This is a genomic window from Bradyrhizobium sp. KBS0727 (genome assembly GCF_005937885.2).
In the GTDB taxonomy this organism is placed as follows: domain Bacteria; phylum Pseudomonadota; class Alphaproteobacteria; order Rhizobiales; family Xanthobacteraceae; genus Bradyrhizobium.
This window is the reverse complement of the sequence record NZ_CP042176.1, coordinates 5,338,070-5,364,129: the sequence shown is the minus strand read 5'-3', so window position 1 is coordinate 5,364,129 and position 26,060 is coordinate 5,338,070. Positions and strand designations below refer to the sequence as shown.

General features: G+C 60.6%; 29 protein-coding genes. 16 read left to right on the top strand and 13 right to left on the bottom strand.

Going from position 1 to position 26,060, the window contains the following annotated elements; translation table 11 throughout:
* Window positions 1–85: 85 nt before the first annotated feature.
* Window positions 86–760, top strand: coding sequence for a hypothetical protein (locus FFI89_RS25170; RefSeq protein WP_138830269.1), 675 nt, complete (start codon window positions 86–88; stop codon window positions 758–760).
* Window positions 761–790: 30 nt separating this feature from the next.
* On the opposite strand, the gene FFI89_RS25165 is transcribed toward FFI89_RS25170, so the two are convergent.
* Together FFI89_RS25165 and FFI89_RS25155 are read right to left on the bottom strand one after the other, a co-directional pair.
* Window positions 791–1,306, bottom strand: coding sequence for a DUF1269 domain-containing protein (locus tag FFI89_RS25165; protein ID WP_138830268.1), 516 nt, complete (start codon window positions 1,304–1,306; stop codon window positions 791–793).
* An 804-nt stretch (window positions 1,307–2,110) separates the two neighbouring features.
* Complete coding sequence (locus FFI89_RS25155) at window positions 2,111–2,479, bottom strand: hypothetical protein (protein WP_138830267.1); 369 nt, start codon at window positions 2,477–2,479, stop codon at window positions 2,111–2,113.
* A gap of 154 nt (window positions 2,480–2,633) precedes the next feature.
* On the opposite strand from FFI89_RS25155, the gene FFI89_RS25150 reads away from it, so the two are divergent.
* Window positions 2,634–3,056, top strand: coding sequence for a hypothetical protein (locus FFI89_RS25150; protein ID WP_138830266.1), 423 nt, complete (start codon window positions 2,634–2,636; stop codon window positions 3,054–3,056).
* 536 nt (window positions 3,057–3,592) lie between these two features.
* Entirely contained in the window at window positions 3,593–3,949 is a 357-nt protein-coding gene (locus FFI89_RS25140; protein ID WP_138830264.1) for a hypothetical protein, read from the top strand.
* Window positions 3,950–4,391: 442 nt separating this feature from the next.
* Here the strand turns inward: FFI89_RS25140 and FFI89_RS34570 are convergent, their stop codons facing one another.
* The 7 genes from FFI89_RS34570 to fixL all read right to left on the bottom strand — a co-directional run bounded on the left by FFI89_RS34570 (window position 4,392) and on the right by fixL (window position 8,956).
* Window positions 4,392–4,541 carry a hypothetical protein gene (locus FFI89_RS34570; RefSeq protein WP_168213039.1) on the bottom strand — a complete coding sequence of 50 codons (150 nt, stop codon included), beginning with the start codon at window positions 4,539–4,541 and terminating at the stop codon, window positions 4,392–4,394.
* Window positions 4,542–4,934: 393 nt separating this feature from the next.
* Window positions 4,935–5,078 (bottom strand): helix-turn-helix domain-containing protein, encoded by a 144-nt coding sequence (locus tag FFI89_RS35035; protein ID WP_371722533.1) that lies wholly within the window; start codon window positions 5,076–5,078, stop codon window positions 4,935–4,937.
* Window positions 5,079–5,170: 92 nt separating this feature from the next.
* Entirely contained in the window at window positions 5,171–5,428 is a 258-nt protein-coding gene (locus FFI89_RS35030) for a hypothetical protein (RefSeq protein WP_246669246.1), read from the bottom strand.
* Window positions 5,429–5,490: 62 nt separating this feature from the next.
* Window positions 5,491–6,186 (bottom strand): helix-turn-helix domain-containing protein, encoded by a 696-nt coding sequence (locus tag FFI89_RS25130; RefSeq protein ID WP_138830262.1) that lies wholly within the window; start codon window positions 6,184–6,186, stop codon window positions 5,491–5,493.
* 122 nt (window positions 6,187–6,308) lie between these two features.
* Window positions 6,309–6,701: a response regulator transcription factor gene (locus tag FFI89_RS25125; RefSeq protein WP_246669245.1), complete on the bottom strand. Its 393-nt coding sequence runs from the start codon at window positions 6,699–6,701 to the stop codon at window positions 6,309–6,311.
* A gap of 106 nt (window positions 6,702–6,807) precedes the next feature.
* Complete coding sequence (gene fixJ / locus FFI89_RS25120) at window positions 6,808–7,431, bottom strand: response regulator FixJ (protein ID WP_138830261.1); 624 nt, start codon at window positions 7,429–7,431, stop codon at window positions 6,808–6,810.
* Entirely contained in the window at window positions 7,415–8,956 is a 1,542-nt protein-coding gene (gene fixL / locus FFI89_RS25115) for a sensor protein FixL (protein ID WP_138830260.1), read from the bottom strand. Before fixL ends, fixJ begins: the two co-directional genes overlap by 17 nt.
* Before the next feature lie 273 nt (window positions 8,957–9,229).
* On the opposite strand from fixL, the gene FFI89_RS25110 reads away from it, so the two are divergent.
* Together FFI89_RS25110 and FFI89_RS25105 are read left to right on the top strand one after the other, a co-directional pair.
* On the top strand, window positions 9,230–10,060 hold the full coding sequence (locus FFI89_RS25110) for a universal stress protein (protein ID WP_138830259.1): 831 nt from the start codon (window positions 9,230–9,232) through the stop codon (window positions 10,058–10,060).
* A gap of 73 nt (window positions 10,061–10,133) precedes the next feature.
* A complete protein-coding gene (locus FFI89_RS25105) occupies window positions 10,134–10,577 on the top strand; it encodes an HPP family protein (protein WP_168213038.1) in 444 nt (147 codons plus the stop codon).
* A 72-nt stretch (window positions 10,578–10,649) separates the two neighbouring features.
* Here the strand turns inward: FFI89_RS25105 and FFI89_RS25100 are convergent, their stop codons facing one another.
* Window positions 10,650–11,378, bottom strand: a complete 729-nt coding sequence (locus FFI89_RS25100) for a CBS domain-containing protein (RefSeq protein WP_138830258.1) — start codon at window positions 11,376–11,378, stop codon at window positions 10,650–10,652.
* A gap of 126 nt (window positions 11,379–11,504) precedes the next feature.
* Window positions 11,505–11,822: a cytochrome c gene (locus tag FFI89_RS25095; RefSeq protein ID WP_138830257.1), complete on the bottom strand. Its 318-nt coding sequence runs from the start codon at window positions 11,820–11,822 to the stop codon at window positions 11,505–11,507.
* A 197-nt stretch (window positions 11,823–12,019) separates the two neighbouring features.
* Between FFI89_RS25095 and FFI89_RS25090 the strand changes: the two genes are divergently transcribed.
* The 11 genes from FFI89_RS25090 (at window position 12,020) to ccoS (ending at window position 22,809) form a co-directional block, all read left to right on the top strand.
* The gene (locus FFI89_RS25090; protein ID WP_138830256.1) at window positions 12,020–12,739 is read left to right on the top strand and encodes a Crp/Fnr family transcriptional regulator; all 720 of its coding nucleotides are present in this window, start codon (window positions 12,020–12,022) and stop codon (window positions 12,737–12,739) included.
* 286 nt (window positions 12,740–13,025) lie between these two features.
* Window positions 13,026–14,360, top strand: a complete 1,335-nt coding sequence (gene hemN / locus FFI89_RS25085; protein ID WP_138830255.1) for an oxygen-independent coproporphyrinogen III oxidase — start codon at window positions 13,026–13,028, stop codon at window positions 14,358–14,360.
* Between the two features lie 84 nt (window positions 14,361–14,444).
* Window positions 14,445–14,777: a hypothetical protein gene (locus FFI89_RS25080; protein WP_138830254.1), complete on the top strand. Its 333-nt coding sequence runs from the start codon at window positions 14,445–14,447 to the stop codon at window positions 14,775–14,777.
* 144 nt (window positions 14,778–14,921) lie between these two features.
* Window positions 14,922–16,544 carry a cytochrome-c oxidase, cbb3-type subunit I gene (gene ccoN, locus FFI89_RS25075; protein WP_168213184.1) on the top strand — a complete coding sequence of 541 codons (1,623 nt, stop codon included), beginning with the start codon at window positions 14,922–14,924 and terminating at the stop codon, window positions 16,542–16,544.
* 11 nt (window positions 16,545–16,555) lie between these two features.
* Window positions 16,556–17,290 (top strand): cytochrome-c oxidase, cbb3-type subunit II, encoded by a 735-nt coding sequence (gene ccoO / locus FFI89_RS25070; RefSeq protein WP_138830252.1) that lies wholly within the window; start codon window positions 16,556–16,558, stop codon window positions 17,288–17,290.
* Window positions 17,291–17,317: 27 nt separating this feature from the next.
* Window positions 17,318–17,482 carry a cbb3-type cytochrome c oxidase subunit 3 gene (locus FFI89_RS25065; protein ID WP_138830251.1) on the top strand — a complete coding sequence of 55 codons (165 nt, stop codon included), beginning with the start codon at window positions 17,318–17,320 and terminating at the stop codon, window positions 17,480–17,482.
* 7 nt (window positions 17,483–17,489) lie between these two features.
* Entirely contained in the window at window positions 17,490–18,365 is an 876-nt protein-coding gene (ccoP, locus tag FFI89_RS25060) for a cytochrome-c oxidase, cbb3-type subunit III (protein ID WP_138830250.1), read from the top strand.
* 96 nt (window positions 18,366–18,461) lie between these two features.
* Window positions 18,462–19,925, top strand: coding sequence for a cytochrome c oxidase accessory protein CcoG (gene ccoG / locus FFI89_RS25055; protein ID WP_138830249.1), 1,464 nt, complete (start codon window positions 18,462–18,464; stop codon window positions 19,923–19,925).
* Window positions 19,926–19,944: 19 nt separating this feature from the next.
* Complete coding sequence (locus FFI89_RS25050) at window positions 19,945–20,442, top strand: FixH family protein (RefSeq protein ID WP_138830248.1); 498 nt, start codon at window positions 19,945–19,947, stop codon at window positions 20,440–20,442.
* A 10-nt stretch (window positions 20,443–20,452) separates the two neighbouring features.
* A complete protein-coding gene (locus FFI89_RS25045) occupies window positions 20,453–22,645 on the top strand; it encodes a heavy metal translocating P-type ATPase (RefSeq protein WP_138830247.1) in 2,193 nt (730 codons plus the stop codon).
* The gene (gene ccoS, locus FFI89_RS25040) at window positions 22,645–22,809 is read left to right on the top strand and encodes a cbb3-type cytochrome oxidase assembly protein CcoS (RefSeq protein WP_138830246.1); all 165 of its coding nucleotides are present in this window, start codon (window positions 22,645–22,647) and stop codon (window positions 22,807–22,809) included. Before FFI89_RS25045 ends, ccoS begins: the two co-directional genes overlap by 1 nt.
* A gap of 295 nt (window positions 22,810–23,104) precedes the next feature.
* On the opposite strand, the gene FFI89_RS25035 is transcribed toward ccoS, so the two are convergent.
* Both FFI89_RS25035 and FFI89_RS25030 read right to left on the bottom strand, forming a co-directional pair.
* Window positions 23,105–24,112 (bottom strand): phosphatidylserine/phosphatidylglycerophosphate/cardiolipin synthase family protein, encoded by a 1,008-nt coding sequence (locus FFI89_RS25035; protein ID WP_138830245.1) that lies wholly within the window; start codon window positions 24,110–24,112, stop codon window positions 23,105–23,107.
* 47 nt (window positions 24,113–24,159) lie between these two features.
* Complete coding sequence (locus FFI89_RS25030; protein ID WP_168213037.1) at window positions 24,160–26,034, bottom strand: ABC transporter ATP-binding protein; 1,875 nt, start codon at window positions 26,032–26,034, stop codon at window positions 24,160–24,162.
* Between the last annotated feature and the right edge of the window lie 26 nt (window positions 26,035–26,060).

Sequence of the window (26,060 nt, the reverse complement as noted above, 5' to 3'; positions counted from 1 at the left end):
TTGTCTGCCCGGTCTTCAGCGTCGGGCGGACGCGATTCTGAACCATGCGTGGCCTTGCTGAAATCTTCCCGCACGGAGTTTCGCGATGATATCGGGCGAACCAGGTTTGACGGACGCCTATCTGAAAACACCAAGAGCCGCGGCCTATGCGGGTATTATCTTTTCGGTCCTGATGTTCGCCGTATTCGGGCTCATGCGACTTTCGGTCCCCTCCGATCCCCTTGAACGAGGCGCCTGGCTTGCAGGGGATACGACGTATGTCACGCTTGCCATGAACCTCGTGCCGTTTGCCGGAGTAGCCTTCCTCTGGTTCGTGGGCGTGCTTCGGGACCGACTTGGCTCACGGGAGGATCGATTTTTTGCGACGGTATTCTTGGGGAGCGGCTTTCTAATGTTATCAATGCTGTTCGCCGCCGCCGCGGTTGTCGGCGCGATCATTGTTGCATTCCATGCGGCACCCGAACTGCTTATCCAGTCTCCCACTTTTCATTTTGGGCGCGGCTTGGCCTACGGGATGGTGAACATATACTTAGCTAAGACAGCGGCCGTCTTCATGATTACGACGTCAACGATTGCTGCCTATACGCGTCTAACGCCGCGTTGGCTGGCAATCGGAGGGTTTGCCGTCGCGGTGGTCCTGATATTTGGAAGTAACCACATCGATGGAAGCCTGCTCCTGTTTCCATTGTGGGTCCTGGTCGTCAGTGCATCTATGCTGTGGGACAGTCGGGTTGGGGGCCGATCTGCGCTTAATGAGTAACTGTGCTGCGGTCGTCGGTTTGCGGTCGCTTCAAACGGGAGGCGAAGCCTGTACCGCCGCTTTGACCTCCGCCAGAGCCGCTTGCAAGGCGGCTTCCTTCGTGTGGTCGAGGGAGGTTTTTAGCACTGTGCCGCCTTCGCCCTTGAGCCTCTCAAGAACCTTGTCCGCGGTGACCTTGCGCACCAATACGAAAAGCGCGGCGGTTCCAGGTTGAATTGCGGCGGCGGTCTCCTTCATCCATTTGTCGTCAATTCCGACATCCGTCAAATATCCGCTGAGCGTGCCGGACGCTGCGCCAAGGGCAGCGCCAACCAACGGCATCAAAAAGATCATGCCGATCAGCGCGCCCCAAAACGTGCCGGCAACCGCACCGGCAGCCGTGGTATTGATCAGTTGATTCAACTTGATGTTTCCGGTGCCGTCCTTCACGACGACGACGGCATCTCCGAGTTCAATCAAATAGTCTTTCTGCATGGTCAGCAGTTTCTGACGGAGTTCCTCAGCTTTCGCCTCGGTTGGGAATGCAATCACCACAAGGTCACTCATCAGACTTTCCTCTCTGTTCGCTGCATCTGCGATGGCACACGCGAGATTTCGATCTTCAAAGCGACAGCACCTATTGATCCAAATCAAAGCAACTAAAAAGCGGGCCTGACGCAGCAATGAGGTCGCGCTTATTGGACGACAGTGGCCCACTCTGTACCATCGGCTCTCGTTGGTCTGGCATCTTGGCCGTGCCTTCGCAGCTTTTTGGTCAGGTGCGGCGCTCGCCGATGCCCCCAATGACAGTGCGGTGTCGTCGTTGTGGAAGTTTCATTCGGAACGACGCGCCCGCATGATCCCGATTTCCAGCCCATATTGGCCCACGGTGCGCCTCGATAGTGGGCGCGGGCGATGGACAGTCACACCTTCTTTCTTGCTGGCGTAGAACGGCTCGAAGACCCCTTCCAGCCTATGAACTTAACGAGAGTCGAAGTTCTTCGGCTATCGTGCGCCATGTTTCGGTGCCCGCCGTTCAATTCGGATACAGCGACGCACCGCAGTCCGGGAGCGCGCGACAGCAGACGGGCCTACTCCTGCCCGCAACAGTGGTTCCATTTGCTCGGGCATTGCGCGACAGCGATCCAATTCAGCTTGCCAGTCGGTAGGTCTTGCATGTGCGACCTGCACCAGCGCCGGCAGCACCATGGATGCGAGTGTTTTCTTCATGCCTCGTTCTGACGTCACTCTGGGTCGCTCTCTTCACCTCAATGGGACCGCGCGGCCTGATAAAGTCTAAGGCCAAATTCCAAAAGCTCCGAGAGCACGTTCAATACCGCCTTAGCAGGCCGCGCGCCACGCTGTATCTCCCTAGTCGGCACAGGCCGCTTTCGGATTTTTGGTAAGTTCCGCGCGGACTTGGTTGGACGTTTTGCCGGCCGCCTCAAACACCTCGGGACGAAACTTACTCGAATCGTAATCCCTACCATCGTGCGCCAAAATGGCGGCATTAAAGGCGTCGATCATCGCCATTGCGGCATTAGGACTGCCGAGAAGTCCGGCCCCGTATTGTACGCCGCCGGTACCATTGACCTCGTAGCCGGTGCATCGTTGTTCGAGCACTGCTGCCGCTGTGACGAGGTGGTCGAGGAATGCCGCCTCGGCATCGGTGAGCGTTGCGGCGCGCGCGTGCGCCGGCAAGACCGCGAGCAGCGCGAAGGCAGAAAATTTGAGTTTCATTGCCGCGATCCTCCCTGCGGCCGTTCAATATTTCAGCTATTGGCCGGCCCTCACAGTCTTGGCTTTGATCTAAATCAAATCCGCCGCGGCCCAGCCGCCCAGAAATTGGCGCTCACGGCCCGCACAAGCGTTGCCGCACAGTAAGGAGATAATCATGAGATTGTTGAGCTCACTGCGCATCGCCATTCTCACTGCAACCGTCGCCCTAATCGGTGCAAGCGCACAGGCCGGACCGATGCCGACCAACGTGGCGGCGATGAAATCAATGGTCGATCAAAGCGCGACCGAAGTGCGTTGGGGAGGCGGCTGGCGCGGTGGCGGCTTTGGCTATCGCGGTGTCGGATTTCGCGGCGGCGGTTGGGGCTATCGCGGCGGAGGCTGGGGTTATCGCAGGCTTGGTTACGGCGTAGCAGCCGGAGCCGTCGTGGGCGGCGCGCTTATCAGTCGTGGCTATTACGGCGGTTACGGTTATTACGGCGGCGATCCCTATTACAGCTATGCGGCCGTCCCATACGGCTACGGCGGCGGCTATGGGTATGGCGGCGGCTATTGCCCGCCCTATGGCTACGGATGGTGAACAGCGAAACTTCGTCAATTAAGGCTCGGTCCTTTTGATTGACCGGCGACGATGCGCGTTGAAATGAAAGAGGTGAGTGCTTGGTCGCCCCCGGCACGCGCCGTCCCACCGGCGGCCCCGGTCACTCAACCCCAATTGAGCCGGAGCCGTTCGACGCTTCGGCGACGGCGGATCACCGCATGTGCATTTTGCCGCACCCGCTGCAGAAAGGGGGGGCCGTGAAAGATTATCAAGTCGGCTTGGAAAGCTCCGCAGTGACGCAGCCGGATGCGCGCTCATCCGGGACCTCACAACGGACCCGACGAAGCGGGACACGTTCGACCGGCTGGCCCAGCATCTCAACGAGCTTGCCAATGAAGTCGAGCGGGCGACGACGCAAAGGTCGAGACGGGAAAATCAAAACTGATCCCAAGTGGATTTGCATAGGCTGCCGCGCGAAATGCCGGAGCGCACAAGTTCCGTTGATCTAGATCAACCTTCCGCGCGGAGTGCGCCGCAATCTCCTTGGTCGGAGAGTTCGTAGGGAGATTCCTGTCATGCTCCGCTATATTCTTACTCCTCTTGCAGCACTCGTTCTGCTCACCGCCAGTATGATCCCAGACGATGCCTATGCCCGCGGCCGCGGGGGTGGCGGCTATCGGGGCGGTGGCGGATTTCACGGAGGTGGCCACCGCGGCGGCGCTGTCGCAGTTCGAGGCGGGGGCCACCGTGGCGGCGCTGTCGCAGTGCGCGGCGGCCGCTACGGTTATGCCGGATACGGGTATCGACGCGGTGTCGGTGCGGCGGCGGTCGGCGCGGCTGCTGTTGGCGCTGCAGCGGCAGGGACCTATTATCGCGGCGGCTGCGGCTACGACGCCTACGGCAACTGGATTTGCCCGGGGTATCAATATTGAGGCGGCCATAAAAACTCACAGCTATGCGGCGTCGCCTCTGCTGTCGGTTCCTTTGACCCGCTTTACCGTGTTAGGCCCCAGGCTGTGTACACAGCTTCCACCGGCTATGGCTAGAATAGGTGCGGCTGCGGGTCCGGAGGCCGCGGTGACAAAAAATTCCGTGTTCTCAGGCGAAAACCGGGCGAGACCGGTTCGCGCGTGATTGCGCACACCACCACCCAGTCTTTGGGTTGGGGCCCTTGCAAGAATAGCCGCATTCATTGCGCTGGAGTGCGGGCTTTGGCTCACCCTGCGAGTCTCCAGTAGGACCTCTGGCAAGCAAAAGGGGTCCGTTTGCGCACCTGTCTCCGCATCAGAAAATTCCGTTCCCCGCTCAGGCGGAGACTGGTTCGACGACTGTGTGCTGGGTCCTGAATTCGATGGGAAGAGACCGGCATTTCGGCTATTCCGGATTAAGTCCGAGCGCCTCGAACTGCCGGCTCCACTCGGTCAGCGGATCACGGAGCCGCTCGATACCGACGCCGCGCGGCAGGCGGCCTTCTAGGGCTGCTTTGACAAGATTGGGCGCGAGGAAGGCCAGCGAGATGGCCATGTTGACCTGCCGAACGCTGCACTTCTCGCGAGCGCAAAGCTCTGCGACCGTGCGGACCCGGCCGGAGACTACGTCATCGAGCCACTGACGACCTCGGGCGATCGTGCTGACCAGGCGCGCCCGGCGCTTGAACTGCTCCGGACGGACGTCGCTTCGCGCTGCATTTTGCGAGAACAGGATCCGGCGGGACCTTCTGGAGGGCGGTTTCTGCGAGGGAATTGTGAGCGACCGGACATATGGGGAATCTGATCTATCGTCCACGCCATCTGATTTGAGACTGATGACCAGCCTACGACGATTCCGGCAACTAGCTCCGCAATGGCTTCGCGATCCCCCAAACTCTCAGTGCTTGTTTCCGCCTTCACACAAAAGAGCTTCTAGCCGGGCTCACCGTCATGTTTGTCGTGCCCTTCCCGCGATTGCGAACAGTCTGCAGGGGTCGCGCAGCACGATATGCTGCCGCCTGCCCTCGACCGGGCCCTCTTGCTCCCAAGCGCCGAGAATACGGCTAACGCTATGCAAGGTGGTGCCGATCATCACAGCAGCGTCCCGCCGGCTGATCGGAAAATCGATCTCGACGAATCGCCGGCGGCGAGTTCCGGGAAACGATCCATGCCATGGCGCGCGCGTTACGAGGCGCGGCTCCATGTGTGTTTGCTGGGGGCAGATGATTGGCTGGATGGGCGTTCGAATGCATGATGGTCGCCCAGATGCATCACCTCGACGCAGTCGGCGTTCAGGCGCCCGTTGTCGACCAGCCGTTCGGCCAGCACCAGCGCCTGCGACGGGCCGTCCGATTGGACATCGACATGGCGCTGCAGGCACTTGAAGCTGTGTCCGTCCGAGTTCAGGAGATCCTTGTAGAAGGAGACGCGATAGCTGTTCATTGTCGACTCCCATCCGTGTGCGAGGTGGTGCAGCAAATCGGGAAGCGGGCTGGTGGCCCGCCTCAGGCGTCCATGTCGGCGAGCCGCTGGCGGTTGCGTAGTACGATCTGGCGGGCGCTGGAAAACACCAGGATGCCCTGGTCGTTGAGCTGCGAAAGCGCGCGCGATACGGTTTCCAGGGTAAGGCCGAGATAATCTCCGATATCGCGCCGGCACATCGGCAGCGCCATCATACCAGCCTTGGCGAGCCGGCGGTCCATTTCTAGGAGGAACGTGGCAACTTTTTCCATCGCAGTCTTGCGGCCAAGCAGCAGCATATGATCTTCCGCGTGCCTGAGGTTATTTGCCGTCATGGTCCAGAGATTGTGGGCAACCCGGACATTGGATCCCGCGGCGGCTTCCAGGCTGCGGCGCTTCACCAGGCGGACGGTGGTATCGGCGATCGCCTCGGCGGTCAGGCGATGGGAGGTGCCGGGATCGAGGCCGAATACGTCGCCGGCCAGATGGAACGCACCGATCTGGCGGCGTCCGTCGTTCAGGAGCTTGTAGGTACGCACCGCGCCGCGGATCACCTGATAGACATACTCGGATGGCTCGCCTTCGCCGTAGATTTCCTCATCCTTGCGGTAGGAGAATTCGGTCGCGATTACTCCCGAGCAACTGGCGATGACGCTGAATTGGTCGGCCGACGGCGGGATCGGCGCGCGCGGGGCGGTGAGAACCGTGGTTGCCGGGGCGGTGATCGTCTGGGTGTGCATGTCGCCATCTCCTCGATGCGGGATGGCTTGGCGTACCGGGAATGCCGGTTCCTGAATATTTCGGTCGATATCCTAAGGGGGGTTACTTACGGGGTTTTACGGAGGCGCAGCCTGCCTGATATTCAGGGCTGGCCCGCCGTGGAGCCCGGATTAGTCGCGGAGGCCGGATTAATTGCGTTTCGAACGCATTCCACCAGATTATCCTCGAGATTGGGCTTCAGAAGAACTTGGCGCACTCCGACGGAACTCGCCTTTGACGCGATGTTTTCGTCGGGAAAGCCCGTGATCATGACGATCGGCGCGCTGACGTCGAGACCCCGCAACCGCTCGGCCAGCTCCAGCCCGTCGATTCCCGCCATTTTGTAGTCGACAACCAGGCAATCCGCGTCGTGCCGGGTGGAAGACCCCAACAACGCGGACCCGCTGCGGAAGGTGCGGACCTCGAAACCCTCCGTCTCCAAAAGAAATCGCAACGAGCTAAGGACATCGTAGTCATCGTCGACGATGTAAATCATCGATTTTTTCGATGGCGGGGCGATCACGGCACGGCCGGATGGCGTGTAACGGGCATTTATCATTGCCGGAAGATAGCCAGTTTCCGTCCGGCCGAATTGACTTGGCTCAATCCTCGAAAACCCCGGCCCGGATCGCAAACCTGACCAACTCCGAAAGATTGCCCGCCTGCATCTTGGTCATGACGTTGGCCCGGTAGACCTCCACCGTCCGCGGGCTGATATCGTATTCCCTTGCGATCACCTTGTTCGATTGGCCGTTCACCAGCCCCTGCATTACCTGGCGCTCGCGCTGGGTGAGGGAGGCGACCCGTGCGGCCATGTCGGCCGTGAGCGCCTCGTTCTTTGCGCCGCCTTCATTCTGCGTGAGGGCGGTCGCGATCATGCCGATCAGCCGGTCATCGTCGAACGGCTTTTCGAGAAAGTCGAGCGCGCCAAGCTTCATGGCCTCAACCGCCAAGGGAACGTCGCCATGGCCGGTCATGACGATGATCGGAAGCTTGCGGGCGCCGGAGCCAAGATTCAGTTGGCGCAGCAACTCCATGCCGTCCATGCCAGGCATACGGATGTCCGTGACCACGCAACCGGCCTCCAGGCTCGAAAGCTGGTTCAGAAAGGCCTGCGCGGAATCGAACAGGCGCACACTGAAGCCGGCCGAGCCGAGGAGGAAATCCAGCGAGTCACGCATCGCCGCATCGTCGTCGATGACATAGACTTTACCGTTCTGCGACATCGGTCACCTCCTTTGCAGAGGCCGCGGGCAGCGTGAAGCGGAACGTCGCGCCACCGGCTTTGTTTGTCTCGGCCCACAACCGGCCGCCATGGGTTTCGATGATGGTTCGGCTGATCGAAAGGCCGACGCCCATGCCGGTCTCCTTGGTCGTGAAGAACGGCTGGAACAGGTTGGCATGGGCATCTTCGCCGAATCCAGATCCGGTATCTGACACGGAAATTTCAATCATGTCATCCGCGGCCCTGGCGTTGGCGGCGATGAGCTCGCGGTACGACGAAGCGGCCATCGCTTCCAGCGCGTTGCGGAACAGATTGACCAAAACCTGCTGAATCTGGACCCGGTCAGCGAGCACCAGGTCGCACGCCGGGTCGAGATTGAAGCGCAGCAACACCCCTTGTTCACGGGCGCCGGTAAGCCCCAGCGCGCCGGCCTCCTCGATCAGCTTCGAGAGACTCTCGACGCGCTTTTCCGATGCCTCGCGTGCGACGAAGTTACGCAGGCGCCGGATGATGTCGCCAGCACGGATGGCCTGCTCCGCAGCACGATCCAGCGCGGCCTCGATCTTCGGCGCGTTGACGTCGGTACTGCCCGCCAGCAGCCGGCGCGATCCCTTCATGTAATTGCTGATGGCGGAAAGCGGCTGATTGAGTTCATGGGCGAGGGCGGAAGCCATCTCGCCCATCGCGCTGAGGCGCGACACATGGACAAGTTCGGATTGCAGTTCCTGCAGCCGTGCCTGCGTCTGTTGTTGCTCGGTGAGGTCGCGCACAAAACCCGTGAAGTAGGGTCGTCCGCCCGATTGCATTTCGCCGATGGTGAGGTGCATCGGAAATGTGGTGCCGTCCTTGCGCATCCCGGTCACGATACGGCCGATGCCGATGATGCGCCGTTCGCCGGTCCGCAAATAGCGCGCGAGGTAACCGTCATGGCGGCTGCGATCGGGCTCCGGCATCAGCGCGCTGATATTTTTGCCGATCGCCTCGGGTTCGGTGTAGCCGAATTGCCTTTCGGCGGCGCTCGAGAAAAACTGCATGATGCCGTGCTCGTCAATCACGATCATAGCATCGGGGATCGTGTCCAAGATCGAGCGGAAATGCCGCTCGCGTGTCCTCAACTCATCCTCGAGGCGCTTCTCGCGGTCGATGTCGATCATGACGCCGCTCAGCCGGGTTGGGGCGCCATCGGAGTCGGCGACAATGGCGCCGAGCGCGCGCACCCAATGACCCGCATCCGAATGCCCGTGCACCCGGTACTGAATATCGAAATTGCACCCGGTATCGATCGACTCCTGCACGGCGTGCGCCGTGCGATCGCGGTCCTGCAGATCAAGTAGCGAAAGGAAGATATCGTAATCGATGGGTGCGTCCGGCGAGATGCCGAAAAGCTTCCGTGTTGTGTTGGACCAGGTCAATTCCCGGGTCGAAAACTCAAAATCCCAGGTGCCGACACCGGACCCCTCGACACCGTTGCGCACGTTCCGATTGAGCGGATTCTGACTGCGAAATGGACGGTCGACGTCAATCATGCTTCGTCTCGAACCTTTCCGTACACGTGTCCAATCGTGCGATCTGCATTGGCAACGAGGTGAGGCTATCAATAGCGCTTACCTCATTGGGATAAAAGATAATATCCACGCATTCGCACTCGCATGGCGTCCCGAAACGCCAGGCCGGCCACCTATTGGAGAAAGCGTGCCGGTCTTGATCCAGGTCAGGTCCGATCCGGAATCGCCGCCTAGGATGTCGCTTCACGGGCAGAACGCCCATAGGGGATTTGGCGCCAGGGCGTGGAGCGGGATATGGACTACAAGACAGTCATGGTCAGCTTGGCGTTGGACCGGCCGAACGAGGCTTGTCTCGCGGTGGCCGGTGATCTTGCCGAGCGTTTTGGGGCGTGGGTAATCGGCATCGCCGCGGCAGACCTCAGGCCGCCTTTGTATTTTGCCGAGGGCGGCTATGCGCAAAAGCTGTTCGACGAAGAGGCTGTCATTATTCGAAGGCGATTGTCCGAACTCGAGGCGGAGTTTCGTGCTGGTGTCGGAAAGCGCGCGAAAGCCGTTGAATGGCGCTCCGCGCAGGCAACACCGGCGCCGTACATCTTGCAGCAAGCGAAGTGCGCAGACCTCCTCGTGGTTGGCGCCCGCGGCGAGGCCATTGTCGACGTCCGTGCCGCCGCGGATCCCGGTATTCTCTTGATGCAGGCGGGCCGTCCTCTCATCGTCGTGCCGCCTGCAGTCGGATGGTTCGATTTCAGAAGTGTGCTGGTGGCATGGAAGGATGTGCGCGAAGCCCGCAGGGCGGTTTTCGATGCGTTGCCGATCCTCGCCGCGGCACGGGATGTGACGATCGCGGAAATTCCCGAACAAGGCGCCCATCGCGCCGAAGCGCTGTCACACGTCGCGGACGTGGCGGCGTGGCTGCTTGGCCACGGCATCGTCGCGCGTACCGTGGTTCCGGACTCGGCCGCCGGGGTTACCGAGCAGCTTGACGGGATTGCGGCAGACGTCGGGGCCGGCGCGGTCATTGCCGGTGCGTATGGCCGCTCGAGGCTCAGCGAATGGATTTTCGGGGGCGTGACGCGACGGCTCATCGATCCGTCGGCAGGCCGCTGTTCCCTGCTGTCACACTGAACTTGATCTCAATCAACATCAGCCGGCTGACGGCTTGATTGAATAGTACCGAATCTCGATTGAGGATCGCGTCTTGGACAATTTCATCGAACAGATTGTTGCCGATCACATGACGCGCGACGTCCAGACGGTCGCTCGCAGCCTGACGCTGCGCGAACTCGGCGACCGCTTTGAACGAGAGGACTTCAATACCTACCCGGTCGAAGAAAACGGGCAAGTCGTCGGGCTGGTTTCGAAGTTCGACCACCTGGCTTGCTTCATCCTTACCCCGGCCCGCATGATGCCGCACTACAACGACCTGATGAGGCGCGTTGTCGCCGATATCATGACCTCGGACTTCATCTATGTCGGAACGGATACCAGGCTGACCAGGGTGCTTCAGCTCATGGTCGATCACCGCATCCGCAGCATGCCGGTGATCGATAACGATCAGCGGCTTGCGGGCATCATCTCACGCGAAGACGTGATGCGGGCGTTGCAGCGCTGTACCGGCAGCAGAGCGCCGCTTACCCGCTGACGTCCAGGGTTGAAGGGCCGTAGCAGCAACGGCAGTGGAAAGTATTCGGCCACGTCGGCGCGGTTGCGTTCCCTAACTCGCCTTCGCGAGTTCTTCGTCTTCCGGTGCGACAAAGTACAGCCCGGACATCGGATCGACCCAGCACAGATGGTCGTGGACCTTGTTCACCCCGGAGATATTCTCCGCGCAGACGATGGCGGCCTGCCTCGAACGTTCGTCGGTAATGATGCCACTCAGATGCACCACGCCGTCGCGGACGACGACGCTGAGACCCTGAGGACACCAGTCGTTCCTGACGAGCCCATCGATGATGCGGTCGCGAATGTGATCGTCGTCAGCCGTCGGGTCGGGGATCTGGCGGGCAAGGCTCGCGACCGCCTGTAGCAGATTGGAGCGCGACACGATGCCGACGAGATTTTCGCCGCGCATCACCGGCAATCGCTTGAGCTTGTTCTTCTCCATCAGCGCCACGATAGCGGCGAGCGAAGTATCCTCGCTGATCGTCACCGGATCATGCGTCATGATCTCGGCGATCTTGCTGCCGCGCTCGTGAACGAAGTCAGTCGCCGCCTGACCCGGGCCGAGAATGAAGTTCGAGAGACGGCTGCGCTTGCGTTGGGTGCCGATTTCGCTGCGGCGAATGAAATCACCCTCCGAGACGATGCCAACCAGCTTCCCGGCCGCATCGACCACCGGAAGCCCGCTGATATGCCGCCGCAACATGAGGTTTGCGGCTTCGAGGATGGTGGCGTCCGGCAAGACGGTGAAGACCGGCCGGGTCATGATCTGATGCGCGCGCATGGGAACCTCCGCGAATTCTGGATTGGTGTTGGGCAGGTAACACGTCCAGGCGACGATCGATTTGATGCAGCTCAATCTTCCCGGCGCGACGCGCTCCAGGCGAGTCTGTTTCGCGCGTAGAGCCGATTATTCAAGCGTCTTCAGATACGACAACAGATCGTGAATCTGATCGGGATCGAGCTGGAACTCCGGCATGGTCGGATGACCCGTCTGGATGCCTTCGGCGAGCGATTCAGCCAGGGTCTCTATCGGATAACGTTTGTGCAGCACGCGGAAGGGCGGCGCGATCTTGAGCGGGCTTTGGCTGACCCGATCGACGGCGTGACATCGCGCGCAGTTGGTGAGTGCGAACGTCCTGCCGCGCTGTTCGTCAGGTGAAGCCGCGACGGCCTGCGTCAGCGTGACGAGCGCAAGCGCCAGCGGTGTTAGAATTCGTCGAATCATTTTCGGGATCACTCCGGGCGGAGGCTGGCTTCCAAGCGTGCGCCGTACAATGCAGGTCTAATTGGCGCTTCACTTGATCTGGATCAATCGGCCTGCCGTGAACCCACTAAAATGGAGCATATCCCGGCGTGCCCTTGAGCCGCCATTTACGACCGGAAAATGCACTGGCCGAAGATTCGGCCGAACGGGCAGAGGCAATGATACGAACCATCGCGCCAAATCCGAATCGCGTCATTTTCGGCCGTTGCTCGGCGTGCGCAGTCCGATCGCTCAGCATATGCGGCGCGCTCGACCAGGCCGACCTCGCCGAGTTCGAACGGATCGCTCGCCATGTTCATTTGACGCGCAACGAGGCGCTTTTCAATGCGGGACAGCCCGCCACTTCCGTCCACAACGTGACCGCGGGCGTTGCGCGCCTCTACAAGCTGTTGCCCGATGGGCGGCGGCAGGTAATCGGCTTCGCGGTGCCGGGAGATTTTCTCGGCACGATGCCATCGGAGCGTTACGGCTATTCGGCGGATGCGATCGAAGCCATTTCGGTGTGCCGCTTTCCTGCCGACGCGTTTGCGCATTTCATTGAACATCGACCGCATTTCCTGCTTCGGATCAACGAATTCGCGGCGCGCGAATTGATGCTGGCTCAGGAGCAGATGCTTTTACTTGGACGGCGTACCGCAGAAGAGAAGGTCGCGGCCTTTCTCGTCGGTTGGCGGGCGCGGCTGGCCCATATCGGCGACGAGCGGCAGACGATCTCCTTGCCGATGAGCCGGCAGGATATCGCCGATTACCTCGGGCTGACGATCGAGACGGTAAGCCGGACATTGACGCGGTTTGCGCGCGAAAAGATGCTGGCTATCGTCACCGGCGGTGTTCATCTGATCGACCCGGCACGCGCCGAGGCCATGGCCGCGGCGTGAAGGAATTCTGCGCCGCAACTCGTGTCTGATTGATTCAAGTCAAAGCCCTGACGAAGCAAGGCAGGCATCGTTTCTCCATCACAGGAGGCAAGCCATGCCAGTCGATTCGATGCTCGTTGCCCTAAGCGTAGTGCTGATGTTCGTTGTCTTTGGGGCCGTGTTGGCATGGGGCGATCTGCAGACCCGTCCGAAGCAATTGGCCCAACAGTCCGACGTTAGGCGCCGACCGTTCTGATTCACGACGGTTCCAACCAGGGCATTTTGTCCGGCGCAAGGAAGCACTGCCGTGAACGATATTGTTCGCCGTTACGCCCGACTGCAGGTGCCGCGATATACGTCCTATCCGACGGCGGCCGAATTCACGCCAGCGGTGGTCTCCGCCGACCAGCGGCGGTGGTTGCAGGATCTGGACACGTCTGAGGCCGTTTCGATCTATCTGCATGTGCCGTATTGCCGCGAGCTCTGTCTTTACTGCGGCTGTAACACCAAGAAAGCGATGCGCGACGACGTCATCGCGACCTATCGCGTAGCGCTGGAACGCGAGATTGCACTGGTCATCGTCGCCTTGTCCGGACCGGTCCGAATCGCCCGGCTGCACTGGGGCGGCGGAACGCCGAGCATTCTGGGCGGCGAGGGACTCGCATCGGTGATGAAAGTCCTGCGCAGCCATTTCACCTTTGAGGATAGCTTCGAGCATGCCATCGAGCTCGATCCACGCTATGTGACGCCGTTGCTGGCGGAGAGCCTGAAGGAACTTGGTGTCAACCGCGCCAGTCTGGGCGTGCAGGACGTCAATCCCCTGGTGCAGGCGGCGATCGGCCGGTGGCAGCCGATGCAGGATGTCGAAGCCGCTGTGTTGCGGTTGAGAGCCGCCGGCATCGGCAATCTGAATTTCGACCTGATCTACGGATTGCCGCTGCAGACCATCGACTCGCTTCGCAAGACCTGCGAGATCGTCGCCACGCTGTCGCCGGACCGCATCGCCTGTTACGGCTATGCCCATATGCCGCGTCTGAAAGCCAATCAGCGGCGCATCGACGAAAGCACGCTCCCGGGCGTCGACGATCGCATCGATCAGGCCGCAGCTATCGCCGCGGAGTTCCTGCGCCACGGGTTTCTGAAGATCGGTATCGACCATTTTGCAAAACCGGACGACGCGTTGGCCCGGGCCGCGATGTCCGGGCAGCTGCATCGCAATTTCCAGGGATATACCGACGATGGCAGGAAAACCCTGATCGGCCTCGGAGCATCTTCGATTTCAAGATTTGAGGACGGATACGTCCAGAATATCTCCGACGTTCCAAGCTATGTTCGCGCCATTACCGATGGCCGCCTGGCGTCGTCGCGCGGTTGCCGGCTCGATGCCGCCGAAAAGCAGCGGGCCCGCACCATCGAAAGCCTGATGTGCGCGTTTCAGGCGGACCTCGACGTCACCGCGCCGGACATGGCGTTTGCCGAAGAGTTGGCGCTGCTGCAACCCTTGGTCGACGACGGCCTGGTACGCATTGAGGGCCGCGTTGTGACCGCCACCGATAACGGTCATCAGGTGGTGCGGGTGCTTGCGGCGGCATTCGATCCCCATACGCGCACTGATCCGGCGCGATTCAGCAAGGCCGTCTAGCGCTCCTTTCCAGCTTGATTCAGGTCAAGGCGGATATCGCCGGATCGGGCTTGGCTGCCAGCTTCATCTTGCGAGGGGGCGCACGTGCATATTTTGTCAGGTGATGCAGGAAGCTCGTCGCTTGGCGGCGCTCTGGCGCGGTGGCTCAAGACCGCCGTCGCTGTGTGCGCGCGCAAGAACAGGCTGCGCGGCGTGCAACGTGCGGAGTTCGAGCAGATCGCGCAAGACCTAAACCTGTCTCCCCCGGAACTCTACCGGCTTTTGACATCACGTCATCTCTCGGCCGACGCGCTGGAACAGCGCCTGGCGGCGGAATTAGGATCCGCGCAGCTTTCGAAGCGGCTGCGTGCGATCGAACGGCAGCGTCGCGCGGCCAGAATACGCGCGTCCATTCCGATCGGTCCTTCCTGCTGCTGACACCTGATCAGTGTTTTCCCCAGCGCTCGCAAATTTGACCGAGTTTGACCTCGATCAATTCGGAGATACCGAAGGTGTGATCATTCAGGCTGACCTCTACAGAAGAGAAGCCCGCGCATGAACCCATCTCAATCCGCGAAATCGATGACGCATGGCGAAGCCGGTCTGACGCTGGTGTTTGCCGCGACGGCATTTCTGTGCCTCTTCGCCGCGGGAAAGGCGCTAGATACGGCGTTCGCCTTCCATGCGTCGCTGGCGTGCGCTGCCAGCCTGGGGGCTGTCTTTGCGATCCTGAATCGGTATTACGACCGTTCCGCGGTGCTGCCGCCCCGGGAGATCAACGGCCGACCCAATTACAATATGGGTCCGGTCAAGTTCTCGGCCGTGATGGCGATGTTCTGGGGTATTGCCGGTTTCGCGGTCGGGCTGCTGATCGCATCGCAGCTTGCCTGGCCGGCGCTCAATTTCGACTTGCCCTGGACCAGTTTTGGTCGTCTGCGGCCGCTACATACGTCGGCAGTGATCTTCGCATTCGGTGGCAATGTGTTGATCGCAACCTCGTTCTACGTGGTGCAGAAGACCTGCCGTACGCGTCTCGTTGGCGATCTCGCGCCGTGGTTCGTTGTCATCGGCTATAATTTCTTCATCCTGATCGCGGGCACGGGCTATCTGCTCGGCGTTACCCAATCCAAGGAATATGCCGAGCCGGAATGGTATGCGGATCTCTGGCTGACGATCGTCTGGGTGACCTATCTGCTGGTCTTCCTGATGACAATCGTGAAGCGGAAGGAACCGCATATCTTCGTCGCCAACTGGTTCTATCTCGCTTTCATCGTCACCATCGCCGTGCTGCATCTCGGCAACAATCCTGCACTGCCGGTGTCGGTGTTCGGCTCGAAATCCTACATCGCTTGGGGCGGCGTTCAGGATGCGATGTTCCAGTGGTGGTACGGCCATAACGCGGTCGGGTTCTTCCTCACCGCCGGCTTCCTCGCCATCATGTATTACTTCATCCCCAAAAGGGCCGAGCGGCCGGTCTATTCCTACCGGCTGTCGATCATCCATTTCTGGGCGATCATCTTCCTCTACATCTGGGCCGGGCCGCACCACCTTCACTACACGGCGCTGCCGGATTGGGCGCAAACGCTCGGTATGACGTTCTCAATCATGCTGTGGATGCCGTCCTGGGGTGGCATGATCAACGGCCTCATGACGCTGTCGGGCGCCTGGGACAAGCTGCGCACCGATCCCGTGCTCCGGATGCTGGTCGTGTCCGTCGCCTTCTACGGCATGGCCACCTTCGAAGGCCCGCTGATGTCGATCAAGGTGGTGAATTCGCTGAGCCACTACACCGACTGGACCATCGGCCATGTTCATTCCGGCGCGCTCGGCTGGGTCGGGTTCGTCTCGTTCGGCGCGCTGTACTGCCTGTTTCCCTGGTTGTGGGATCGCAAGGGGCTTTACAGCCTCAAGCTCGTCAACTGGCATTTCTGGATCGCGACCATCGGCATCGTGCTCTACATCTCGGCGATGTGGGTCTCGGGAATCCTGCAAGGCCTGATGTGGCGCGCCTACACTTCGCTCGGCTTCCTCGAATACTCCTTCATCGAATCCGTGGAAGCGATGCATCCGTTCTACATCATTCGCGCGGCGGGCGGCGCGCTGTTCCTGATCGGTGCGTTGATCATGGCCTATAATCTCTGGATGACGGTGCGTGTCGGCGAGGCGGAAGTGCAATCGCCCGTCGCGCTCCAGCCGGCGGAATGAGGAGCGACTAGATGTCATTCTGGAGCAGACACCAGATCTTCGAGAAGAACTCGATCGTCCTCGTCGGGGGGATTCTGGCGGTGATCGCGATTGGCGGCCTCGTCGAGATCACGCCGTTGTTCTATCTGAAGAGCACAATCGAAGTGGTCGACGGCATCAGGCCGTATACGCCGCTGGAACTCACTGGCCGCAACGTCTATGTCCGTGAAGGCTGCTATCTCTGCCACTCGCAGATGGTCCGGCCGTTGCGGGATGAAGTCGAGCGCTATGGCCATTACTCGCTCGCAGCCGAGAGTATGTACGACCACCCGTTTCAGTGGGGATCGAAGCGAACCGGTCCCGATCTCGCCCGCGTCGGCGCGAAATATTCCGATGAATGGCACGTCACGCATCTGACCAATCCTCGCGCGATCGTGCCGCAATCGGTAATGCCCGGATATGCCTTCCTGTCGAAGGCGGAGGTGGATGTTGCGGGGATCGCCGATCATCTACGCGCCAGCCGCACGGTCGGCGTACCCTATACGGACGACCAGATCGCCAACGCTGCGGCCGATCTCAAGGCCCAGACCGACCCCGACAGCGACGGCGTGGACGCGTTTTCCAAGCGCTACCCGAAAGCGGCTGCCCGGAATTTTGACGGCAGGCCAGGCATGCCGACCGAGATGGACGCGCTTGTCGCCTATCTGCAGATGTTGGGAACGCTGGTCGATTTCAAGCTCTACAACGAAAAAGCAAATCTTCGCTGAGAAAAACCTCGCTGAGAAGGCAGAACGATGAAAGCCATTCTAACGGTACAGAACATCACGTCGGATTTCGTCACGACGTTCTGGACACCGCTGTTTGTCGGAATCTTCATTGCGATCGTGACCTACGCGCTCTGGCCGCGCAACCGGGCCGAGTTCGACGAGGCGGCGAGAATGCCGTTGCGGGAGGAATGACGGGATCATGACCGAGCACAACAACGATTTCGATAGAGTCTCCGGCAAGACGACCACGGGCCACGAGTGGGATGGCATCAGGGAATTGAACACTCCGCTGCCGCGCTGGTGGGTCATCACGTTTTACCTGACCATCGCTTGGGCGATCGGCTATTGGGTGGTGTATCCGGCGTGGCCGTTGCTGTGGAGCCATACCACCGGCGTGCTGAATTACTCCTCGCGCGCGGATGTTGCCGTCGAACTTGCCAATCTGGAAAAGATCCGCGGCGACAAAATGGTCGCGCTTGGCGCAGCGCCGTTGGCGGAAATCGAGAAGGATCCTGCCTTGCTGGCGCTGGCACGGGCCCGCGGCAAGACGGTGTTCGGCGACAACTGCGCGCCATGCCACGGCTCCGGCGGCGCCGGTGCCAAGGGCTATCCCAACCTGAACGATGACGACTGGCTGTGGGGCGGCTCGCTCGATCAGATCATGCAGACGATCCAGTTCGGCGCCCGTTCCGGGCATCCGAAGGCTCACGAAAATACCATGCTGGCTTTTGGCAAGGATGGAATTCTCAAAAGGGATCAGATCGTCACCGTCGCCAACTACGTCCGGTCGCTGTCGGGTCTGCCGACCAGTCCCGGCTACGACAAGTCGGCTGGCGCGAAGATCTTCGCGGACAATTGCGTTTCATGCCACGGCGACAATGCCAGGGGTAACCAGGAGCTCGGCGCGCCCGACCTTACCGACAAGATTTGGCTCTACGGCTCGGACGAGGTGACGCTGATCGAGACCATCACGAATGGCCGCGGCGGCGTCATGCCGGCCTGGATAGGCCGTCTCGACCCTTCCACGGTCAAGGCGCTGGCCGTCTATGTTCACTCTCTCGGCGGAGGTAAGTGACCGCCGGGCGCAGGAAGTTGCGCGCTGTTTGAGGTGGATCAATCAGGGTTGCGGGGGTGGGCCTACATTCCGCCCCAGGCGCACGAGACCACTTCGATGAACAAGCCCGTGAACACAACCGAACTGCAGCTTGAAGACGACGGACCGCTCTATGCGGCCCGGAAGAAGGTCTATCCGCAAAGCGTGTCGGGAACCTTCCGCCGGATCAAATGGGGCCTGATGGCGTTCTGCCTCGGGGTCTACTATTTGCTGCCGTTCGTGCGCTGGAATCGCGGCTTGGGCGCCCCCGACCAGGCTGTGCTGGTCGATTTGCCGAACAGCCGCTTCTATTTCTTCTTCATCGAGTTGTGGCCACAGGAGGTCTACTACTTCACTGGCCTGCTGATCGTCGCGGCCATCACTTTGTTTCTGATGAATTCGGTGGGTGGCCGTATCTGGTGCGGATATCTGTGCCCGCAAACCGTATGGACGGATCTGTTCTACGCCGTGGAGCGCCTGATCGAGGGCGATCGACGTGATCGTATGCGCAAGGATGCGGCGCGCGGTACGATGAAGCTCGAGCGGTTCGCCGAGATCGTCCTGAAGCATTCGATCTGGTTAATGATCGCCTGGTGGACCGGTGGTGCCTGGGTGCTCTATTTCAATGATGCGCCGACGCTGGTGAAGCAGCTGGTGACGTTCCAGGCGCCGATGCTGGCCTATATCTGGATTGCGATACTGACCGCCACGACCTATCTGCTCGCCGGCTTCATGCGCGAACAGGTCTGCGTCTATATGTGCCCATGGCCGCGTATTCAGGCGGCGCTTACCGACGAATGGGCGCTCAACGTCACCTACAGATACGATCGTGGCGAGAAACGCACGTCGTTGAAGAAGGCGAACGAATTGCGGGCGCTTGGCGAGCCGGTCGGCGATTGCGTCGATTGCTATCAATGCGTCGCCGTGTGCCCGACCGGGATCGACATCCGCAACGGTGCGCAGCTCGACTGCATCCAGTGTGGGCTGTGCATCGATGCCTGCGACGCGGTGATGACGAAGATCGGTCGCGAAACCCGCTTGATCGGATATGACAACGATATCAATATCCAGCGCCGCCAGGCCGGCACACCGCCGGTTTACCGCATCGTGCGCCCGCGTACCGTCACCTACCTGGCCATGATCGCCTGCGTTGGCGCGGTCATGCTGTACGCGCTGCTGACGCGGACGCTGCTCGACATCAACGTGCTGCACGATCGCAATCCGGTCGCGGTGAAGCTGAGCGACGGTTCGATCCGCAATGCCTATACGGTTCGTCTCCTGAACAAGCGCGGCTTCGATCGTGTCATAGCGATTGATATCGACGGTCCGGTCAATGGCACAGTCCATGTCGTCGGCGCCGATTCCCTGACGCAGGACCGGCCGATGATCATCCTGGGCCGGGACCAGACCACCGAGTTGCGACTGCTGGTGACAGCGCCCACCGAAAGCAATCCCGAGAAGTCCATTCCGGTGCACTTTCACGTCACCGATATCGGGCTCGGCGAGGTCGCCTCCGCGACCGATCATTTCGTGACGCCATGAGATCCGGGAGGAGTGTTGCATGAGAAAATCGCAGGCCCCAAAGCCTTTGACCGGGCGCAGGGTGTTTTTCATGCTGGTTGCATTCTTCGGTGTCGTGATCGGGGTCAACCTCGTCATGATGCGGCTCGCCATCCAGACGCTGCCGGGCACCGAAGTCGACAGCGCCTACAGTGCCAGCCTTGCCTACGAAAAGGAAATTCTGGCGGCCCGCGACCAGAACGCGCGCAACTGGAAGGTCGACGCGCATGTCGAGCGCAGCGGGCAGGGCGGGGCGACGTTGCAGGTCGAGGCCCGCGACAATGCCGGCCGTCCGATGACCGGCCTGACGTTCGAAGGCCGCTTCGAGCGGCCGACCGACCGGCGGGCCGATCTGCCGGTCACGCTGGCGGAAGTCGGGATCGGTATCTATCGCGGCAGCGCGCTAGCGATCGCATCGGGCCAATGGGACCTGGTGCTGGAAGGCGCATCTGCCGGCCAGCGCCTGTTCCTGTCCAAAAACCGCGTCTTGTTCAACTAGGAAAGCGCACATGCAGGCAACGCGCGACTTCTCGCACTACGTCAGGAACCTGGACTCGGGCCTGTCGCATATCGATCTCGCGGTCGAGGGTGTCAGTTGCGCCGGCTGCATGTCCAAGATCGAGCGCGGCCTTTCCGCGTTGCCGGACGTGACACTGGCCCGCGTCAATCTGACCGACCGCCGCGTGGCACTGGAATGGAAGCAAGGCGCGCTGGATCCGGCTCGCTTCATCGACCGGCTGGCGGAGCTTGGTTACCGGGCCTATCCGTTCGAGCCGGTCCGCGCTGAAACGCTGGAGAACGAACAGGCAAGCTTCCTGCTGCGCTGCCTCGGCGTCGCTGCCTTTGCTGCGATGAACGTGATGATGCTGTCGGTTCCGGTTTGGTCCGGCAATGTGACCGACATGATCCCGGAGCAGCGCGATTTTTTCCACTGGCTGTCCGCTCTGATTGCGTTGCCGGCGGCGGCCTATTCGGGACAGCCGTTTTTCAGATCCGCATTCCGTGCGCTGCGGGCGCGCAGCACCAATATGGACGTTCCCATCAGCATTGGCATCGTCCTGGCGCTGGCAATGTCGGTGGTTGAAACCATTCACCACGCCGAACACGCCTATTTCGACGCAGCGCTGATGCTGATCACGTTTCTCGTGGCTGGCCGCTATCTCGATCAGAGTCTGCGCCGGCGGACGCGTGCCGTCGCCGGAAATCTGGCAGCCCTGAAGGCAGAGACCGCGACAAAGTTTGTCGGCGCTGACGAGATCAGCGAAGTGCCGATCGCCGCGGTGCAGGTCGGAGACATCGTCTTGCTGCGGCCCGGTGAGCGGTCGGCTGTCGACGGCTCGGTGATCGAAGGGAAATCCAAGATCGATCAAAGCCTGATCACCGGCGAGACCCTGCCGGTCAGGGCGGAGCCGGGCACCGCTGTCTATGCGGGAACGCTCAATCTCTCCGGCGCATTGCGCGTACGGGTCGCGGCGGCCTCGGAAGGCACGCTGCTGGCCGAAATCAGTCGGTTGCTCGACAACGCCGTGCAGGCGCGCTCCCGCTATGTGCAACTGGCGGATCGCGCCTCGCGGCTTTATGCGCCCGTCGTGCACGCCACGGCGCTGTTGACCATGCTGGGCTGGGTCGCGTTCGGCGCGACCTGGCATGACGCCATTGTCACCGCGATCGCGGTCCTGATCATCACCTGTCCCTGTGCACTGGGGCTTGCGATCCCCGCCGTGCAGACCGTGGTATCGGGCGCCATGTTTCGCTCTGGCGTATTGCTCAATTCCGGTGATGCCATCGAACGACTGGCCGAGGTCGACAGGGTCGTGTTCGACAAGACGGGCACGCTGACCATGCCCGAACTCGACGTCACCAATGCGGGTGAAATTCCGGAAGCTGAATTTGCGCTGGCGGGTAGGCTTGCGCTTTCCAGCCATCATCCGGTCGCAGCCGCGGTTGCCCGCGCGGCGCGCGCAAAGAAGCCGTTAGCGGGGATCGAGGAAGTGCCGGGTCAGGGCGTGCGGGGCTTTGTCGGGGACGTCGAGATCAGGCTGGGGAGGCCGTCGTTCTGTGATGCGGACCGGCTCGCCAACGAGATTCTGTGCAGCGATCCAGAGGCTTCGGTGGTCGCCTTCCGGCATGGCGACGACTGCCACGTCTTTGCGGTGCGACAGCGCCTGCGCGCGGATGCGGCCGCGGCGGTGGCGACGCTGGTGCGGGCCGGGATCGCGGTCGAGATCCTCTCGGGGGATCGCGAGCCTGCGGTGAAGCATGCCTCGCATTTGCTCGGCATTCAGGAATGGCGCGCCGGTGTCACACCCGCCGACAAGATCGCCCGCATCGATGAGCTGAAGCGGCAGGGCTTGAAGGTCATGATGGTGGGAGACGGTATGAACGACGCGCCGGCGCTGGCGGCTGCGCATGTTTCGATGTCGCCGGTGAGCGCCACCCATTTGAGCCAAGCCACGGCCGACCTGGTTTTCCTCGGCGACCGCCTGGCGCCCGTGGTGGCGGCCATCGGCTTCTCGCGCAAGGCACTGCGGCTGATGCGGCAGAATCTGTGGCTCGCCGCCGGATACAATCTGCTTGCGGTGCCGCTGGCGATTGCTGGTTTGGCGACGCCGCTGGTGGCGGCGGCTGCGATGTCGGGTTCGTCGCTGCTGGTGATACTGAATGCCCTCCGCGCACACCGGGGTGTCAGGGAGTTTGGCTGATGGAAGTCCTGGTGTTCCTCGTGCCGTTGGCACTGACGCTCGGTCTGATCGGCCTGATGGGATTTCTTTGGTCGCTCAGGAACGGCCAGTACGATGACCTCGAAGGGGCAGGGTGGCGGGCGATTGCCGAAGACGAGCCTGTTCGACCAGATCCGACCCCTTGATCTGCTAATCTCGTGAGTGATGTGATAGGCCAAAAAAGTAGATTCCGACTGAGACGATCACGACAAGTGTCGGGAGTGACGCCCCTCGTCGACTCTGTGGAGCCTGGCATCAAGCGATGAAATGACATTTCGGGGGGGGGCCGCTTTCGGCGCAAAGCGGGCTCTTCGAAGACTCCAACGACCGCTCGGCGAGAATGGATGCGACGCAATCCGACTGTTTCGTGCGATAAGCTCGCCGAATCTCCGACGGTCATGCGGAGCGCGCTATGGAATACATGATTGGCCTCCCATTCGGTTATTTAGCGCTCTGCTTGGTTGACTTGGTGGCGATAGCGAGCTTGTCCGCTCCCTGAGTGCCGTGTTTTTCAAAATCGGCTAAAATTCCCTCATCAGACAAATCGAGCTTTTTGGAATTCTTCCAATCAAGGCGCGATGTCTTGACGAGTCGTTTCACAACATGCTTGGCGTCGGTCTCGACGGCCAGTTCTCGTCTTGCATCGAAACTCCCCGGTGTGAGGTTGATCGATCCTACAATCGCGCGGCTCTCATCTGCGAGCAGCATCTTGCCGTGCAGCTTGAGATCCTTAAGTTTATGAATCTTCGCGCCTACGTCGTGCATGATACGAAGACCGCCGACCGCTTCAACCAGTTTGTTCTTCTTCAGCTTGTGCGCGGGGCGCGCCATGATTCGGACGCGAACGCCACGATTCATGGCTTGAACCAGCCGCTCGATAATTACCGTGTCCTGATAGCGTTCGTTCTGGATCCAGAGGCTTTTCTTGGCCCCATCGATAAAAGCCGCAATACGCTCGCGGCCGTCGTTAGGGCACCAGATGAGGCGTGATTTAGGATCGGGTTTGAACGGCTTTCGTGACCAGTCGGCGTTGAAGCACGCTATCATCTCTGCAACTTCGCGCTTGCTCGTGGTTACGACGGCATAATCACGGGTTTCCGTGAGGTCCCGCGTCTCCCAGTTGAGAGATTCTACAAAGCCTAATGTATCGTCGATTACCATCGACTTCTGATGCGTCAGCGCAAAAGCTTCGCTGCTGTTCCGGACTTTGACACCAGCTTTGAGCAATAGTCTGCGAGACTTTTCGTTATCGCTTTGCCCGTCGCGTCGCGCTGGGTTCAGCATGACCCGGACGTTGACGCCGCGGCGTTTCGCAGCAATCACCGCGCTCAGCAGGGTCGGATCGGTGAACAGAAACATTCGAATGTTGAGTGAATGCAGGGCCGCTTCGATAGGATCAAGTATTGCTTTGGCGGTATCATCCGGCAGGACGATTAACCTGTGCGACATGGCTTAAAGCTCCTCAAAATGATGAAATGCGATTGGCCGATCCGTGCCTATGCTGCGCCGGTCGATCTTGCGACGGCTGGTTCATACTGGACACGGTGCAACTCGGCGTAGACGCCCCCGCGTGCAATTAGTTCGTCGTTTGAGCCTTCTTCTGCCACGACGCCGTCTTTCAGGACGATGATCTTGTCGGCGTCGACGATGGTACTGAGACGATGCGCGATCATGATGACCGTACGGCCTTCCATCAGACGTTCCAGACCCTCGATGACCAGACGCTCGGATTCCGTATCGAGCGCTGCCGTGGGCTCGTCGAGGATCATGATTGGACTGTTCCGAATGACTGCACGTGCTATGCCGATGCGCTGTCGCTGGCCGCCCGAAAGTGTGTCGCCTCGCTCGCCGACAGGGGAGTCGTAGCCGTGCGGCATGCGACTGATGAACTCGTCCGCGTTGGCAATTTTCGCGGCAGCGATGACCTCCTCATCCGTGGCTCCGGGGCGTCCATAAGCAATGTTCTCGCGAATGGTCCCGCGAAATAGCACCGTTTCCTGCAGCACGAAACCGACCTGGGAACGCAGCGACGCGAGCTTGTACGTGGATATGTCGTCACCGTCGATCAGCACTCGTCCGCTGGTGGGATTGTAAAATCGGGGAACGAGACTCAACACCGTCGACTTGCCGGAACCCGTTGGGCCGACAATACCGACGACTTGGCCGGGCTCGATACTGAACGAAACGTCGCGCAACACCGGGGTATCGTCACCATAGCTGAAGGCGACATGGTCGAAAGTGATGGCGCCCTTGAGGCGGCCGGGGTCTGTGGCATCGGCGCGCTCCTGGATGATGTCATCGGCGGACAAGATAGTTTGGATGCGTTCCAGAGCCACCGTCGTCTGTGCGATTGCGCTCGTCATGCTAGCAAGGTCTTTGACCGGTTTGAAAAATTTCGACAAATACGCAAGATACACAGTCAGTGCTCCGGCCGTCATCGTTCCCGCAACGATCAAGGAAGTGCCCTTCCAAAGCACAATCCCTGTACAAATTGCCACCACGATGTTGACCATCGGTGCCAGCAGCGATTTCACCTGTCGCGCCTTGAGCGCAGCTTCAACGGTCGCATGGCTCGCGGCCTCCAAATGGGCGACTTCGAGATCCTGCCTTCCAAATGCCTTGACTGCGCGAACGGAACCGAGCCCCTCCTGGACAACCGCGACGATCTCACTCTGCCGCGCACGGACAGTCCGCGTGACTTCCTTCACCGCTTTCTTGAAATGAAAAAGAAACACCACCAGGAAAGGAGTTAAACCGACGGCGATCAGGGTGAAGTCCCAATCGAGCCAGAACATCAGCCCGACCATGAAGACGATGGTGATCAGGTCAACGACGATGTCGAGTGTAGATGACGACGCAAAGCTTTGAATCGTTGCAACATCGCTGGTGATGGTGGACATCAGAGCGCCGGACTTGACGTTGTCGTAGTAGCGCAGCGAAAGGCGGTGCAAATGCTCGTAAATGCGAATACGCAAGTCGTTTGCGACCCACTGCCCCACGCTGGTGGTGTAGTAATTGTCGATATAGGTGGCGATCGCTCCGAAGACGGCGATAAACAGGGTCGCGACTCCCGCGAACAGGGCAACACCGAGTGTATGACGTCCAAAACCGTAATCGTGCGCCCACGCGAGCCAGTATGGAAGCTTGTGGTGTCCAAGAGCGTCGTCGAGCACAAGCTTGAGCGGCCACGGTGCCGCGAGGCTCATAGCGATCTCGACCAGCATTGCCACGAACACAATGATTAGCCAGCCACGGTACGGCCGAAGGAGGTCAAGAACCAGGCGGCTCAACCGGCCGCTCTTCGCCGGCTGTGCGTGGGCTGCCTCGTCCACCGAAACGGTGGTGCCAGTGATGGATTTCGGAAGCGGCATTGCTGATCACCTGGTCATGGCGGGCG

Bases quoted from the DNA above. Each gene is read 5' to 3' on its own strand.
- FFI89_RS25110 (WP_138830259.1), top strand. From the start codon at position 9,230: ATGGACTACAAGACAGTCATGGTCAGCTTGGCGTTGGACCGGCCGAAC.
- ccoP (WP_138830250.1), top strand. From the start codon at position 17,490: ATGACCGAGCACAACAACGATTTCGATAGAGTCTCCGGCAAGACGACC.
- FFI89_RS25100 (WP_138830258.1), bottom strand. From the start codon at position 11,378: ATGCGCGCGCATCAGATCATGACCCGGCCGGTCTTCACCGTCTTGCCG.
- FFI89_RS25155 (WP_138830267.1), bottom strand. From the start codon at position 2,479: ATGAAACTCAAATTTTCTGCCTTCGCGCTGCTCGCGGTCTTGCCGGCG.
- FFI89_RS35030 (WP_246669246.1), bottom strand. From the start codon at position 5,428: ATGAACAGCTATCGCGTCTCCTTCTACAAGGATCTCCTGAACTCGGAC.
- FFI89_RS25125 (WP_246669245.1), bottom strand. From the start codon at position 6,701: ATGATTTACATCGTCGACGATGACTACGATGTCCTTAGCTCGTTGCGA.
- FFI89_RS25140 (WP_138830264.1), top strand. From the start codon at position 3,593: ATGCTCCGCTATATTCTTACTCCTCTTGCAGCACTCGTTCTGCTCACC.
- FFI89_RS25095 (WP_138830257.1), bottom strand. From the start codon at position 11,822: ATGATTCGACGAATTCTAACACCGCTGGCGCTTGCGCTCGTCACGCTG.
- FFI89_RS25150 (WP_138830266.1), top strand. From the start codon at position 2,634: ATGAGATTGTTGAGCTCACTGCGCATCGCCATTCTCACTGCAACCGTC.
- ccoS (WP_138830246.1), top strand. From the start codon at position 22,645: ATGGAAGTCCTGGTGTTCCTCGTGCCGTTGGCACTGACGCTCGGTCTG.
- FFI89_RS25090 (WP_138830256.1), top strand. From the start codon at position 12,020: ATGATACGAACCATCGCGCCAAATCCGAATCGCGTCATTTTCGGCCGT.
- ccoG (WP_138830249.1), top strand. From the start codon at position 18,462: ATGAACAAGCCCGTGAACACAACCGAACTGCAGCTTGAAGACGACGGA.
- fixL (WP_138830260.1), bottom strand. From the start codon at position 8,956: ATGATTGACGTCGACCGTCCATTTCGCAGTCAGAATCCGCTCAATCGG.
- FFI89_RS25170 (WP_138830269.1), top strand. From the start codon at position 86: ATGATATCGGGCGAACCAGGTTTGACGGACGCCTATCTGAAAACACCA.
- FFI89_RS25030 (WP_168213037.1), bottom strand. From the start codon at position 26,034: ATGCCGCTTCCGAAATCCATCACTGGCACCACCGTTTCGGTGGACGAG.
- FFI89_RS25035 (WP_138830245.1), bottom strand. From the start codon at position 24,112: ATGTCGCACAGGTTAATCGTCCTGCCGGATGATACCGCCAAAGCAATA.
- FFI89_RS25165 (WP_138830268.1), bottom strand. From the start codon at position 1,306: ATGAGTGACCTTGTGGTGATTGCATTCCCAACCGAGGCGAAAGCTGAG.
- FFI89_RS25045 (WP_138830247.1), top strand. From the start codon at position 20,453: ATGCAGGCAACGCGCGACTTCTCGCACTACGTCAGGAACCTGGACTCG.
- ccoO (WP_138830252.1), top strand. From the start codon at position 16,556: ATGTCATTCTGGAGCAGACACCAGATCTTCGAGAAGAACTCGATCGTC.
- FFI89_RS25050 (WP_138830248.1), top strand. From the start codon at position 19,945: ATGAGAAAATCGCAGGCCCCAAAGCCTTTGACCGGGCGCAGGGTGTTT.
- fixJ (WP_138830261.1), bottom strand. From the start codon at position 7,431: ATGTCGCAGAACGGTAAAGTCTATGTCATCGACGACGATGCGGCGATG.
- FFI89_RS35035 (WP_371722533.1), bottom strand. From the start codon at position 5,078: ATGATCGGCACCACCTTGCATAGCGTTAGCCGTATTCTCGGCGCTTGG.
- ccoN (WP_168213184.1), top strand. From the start codon at position 14,922: ATGACGCATGGCGAAGCCGGTCTGACGCTGGTGTTTGCCGCGACGGCA.
- FFI89_RS25130 (WP_138830262.1), bottom strand. From the start codon at position 6,186: ATGCACACCCAGACGATCACCGCCCCGGCAACCACGGTTCTCACCGCC.
- FFI89_RS34570 (WP_168213039.1), bottom strand. From the start codon at position 4,541: ATGGCCATCTCGCTGGCCTTCCTCGCGCCCAATCTTGTCAAAGCAGCC.
- FFI89_RS25065 (WP_138830251.1), top strand. From the start codon at position 17,318: ATGAAAGCCATTCTAACGGTACAGAACATCACGTCGGATTTCGTCACG.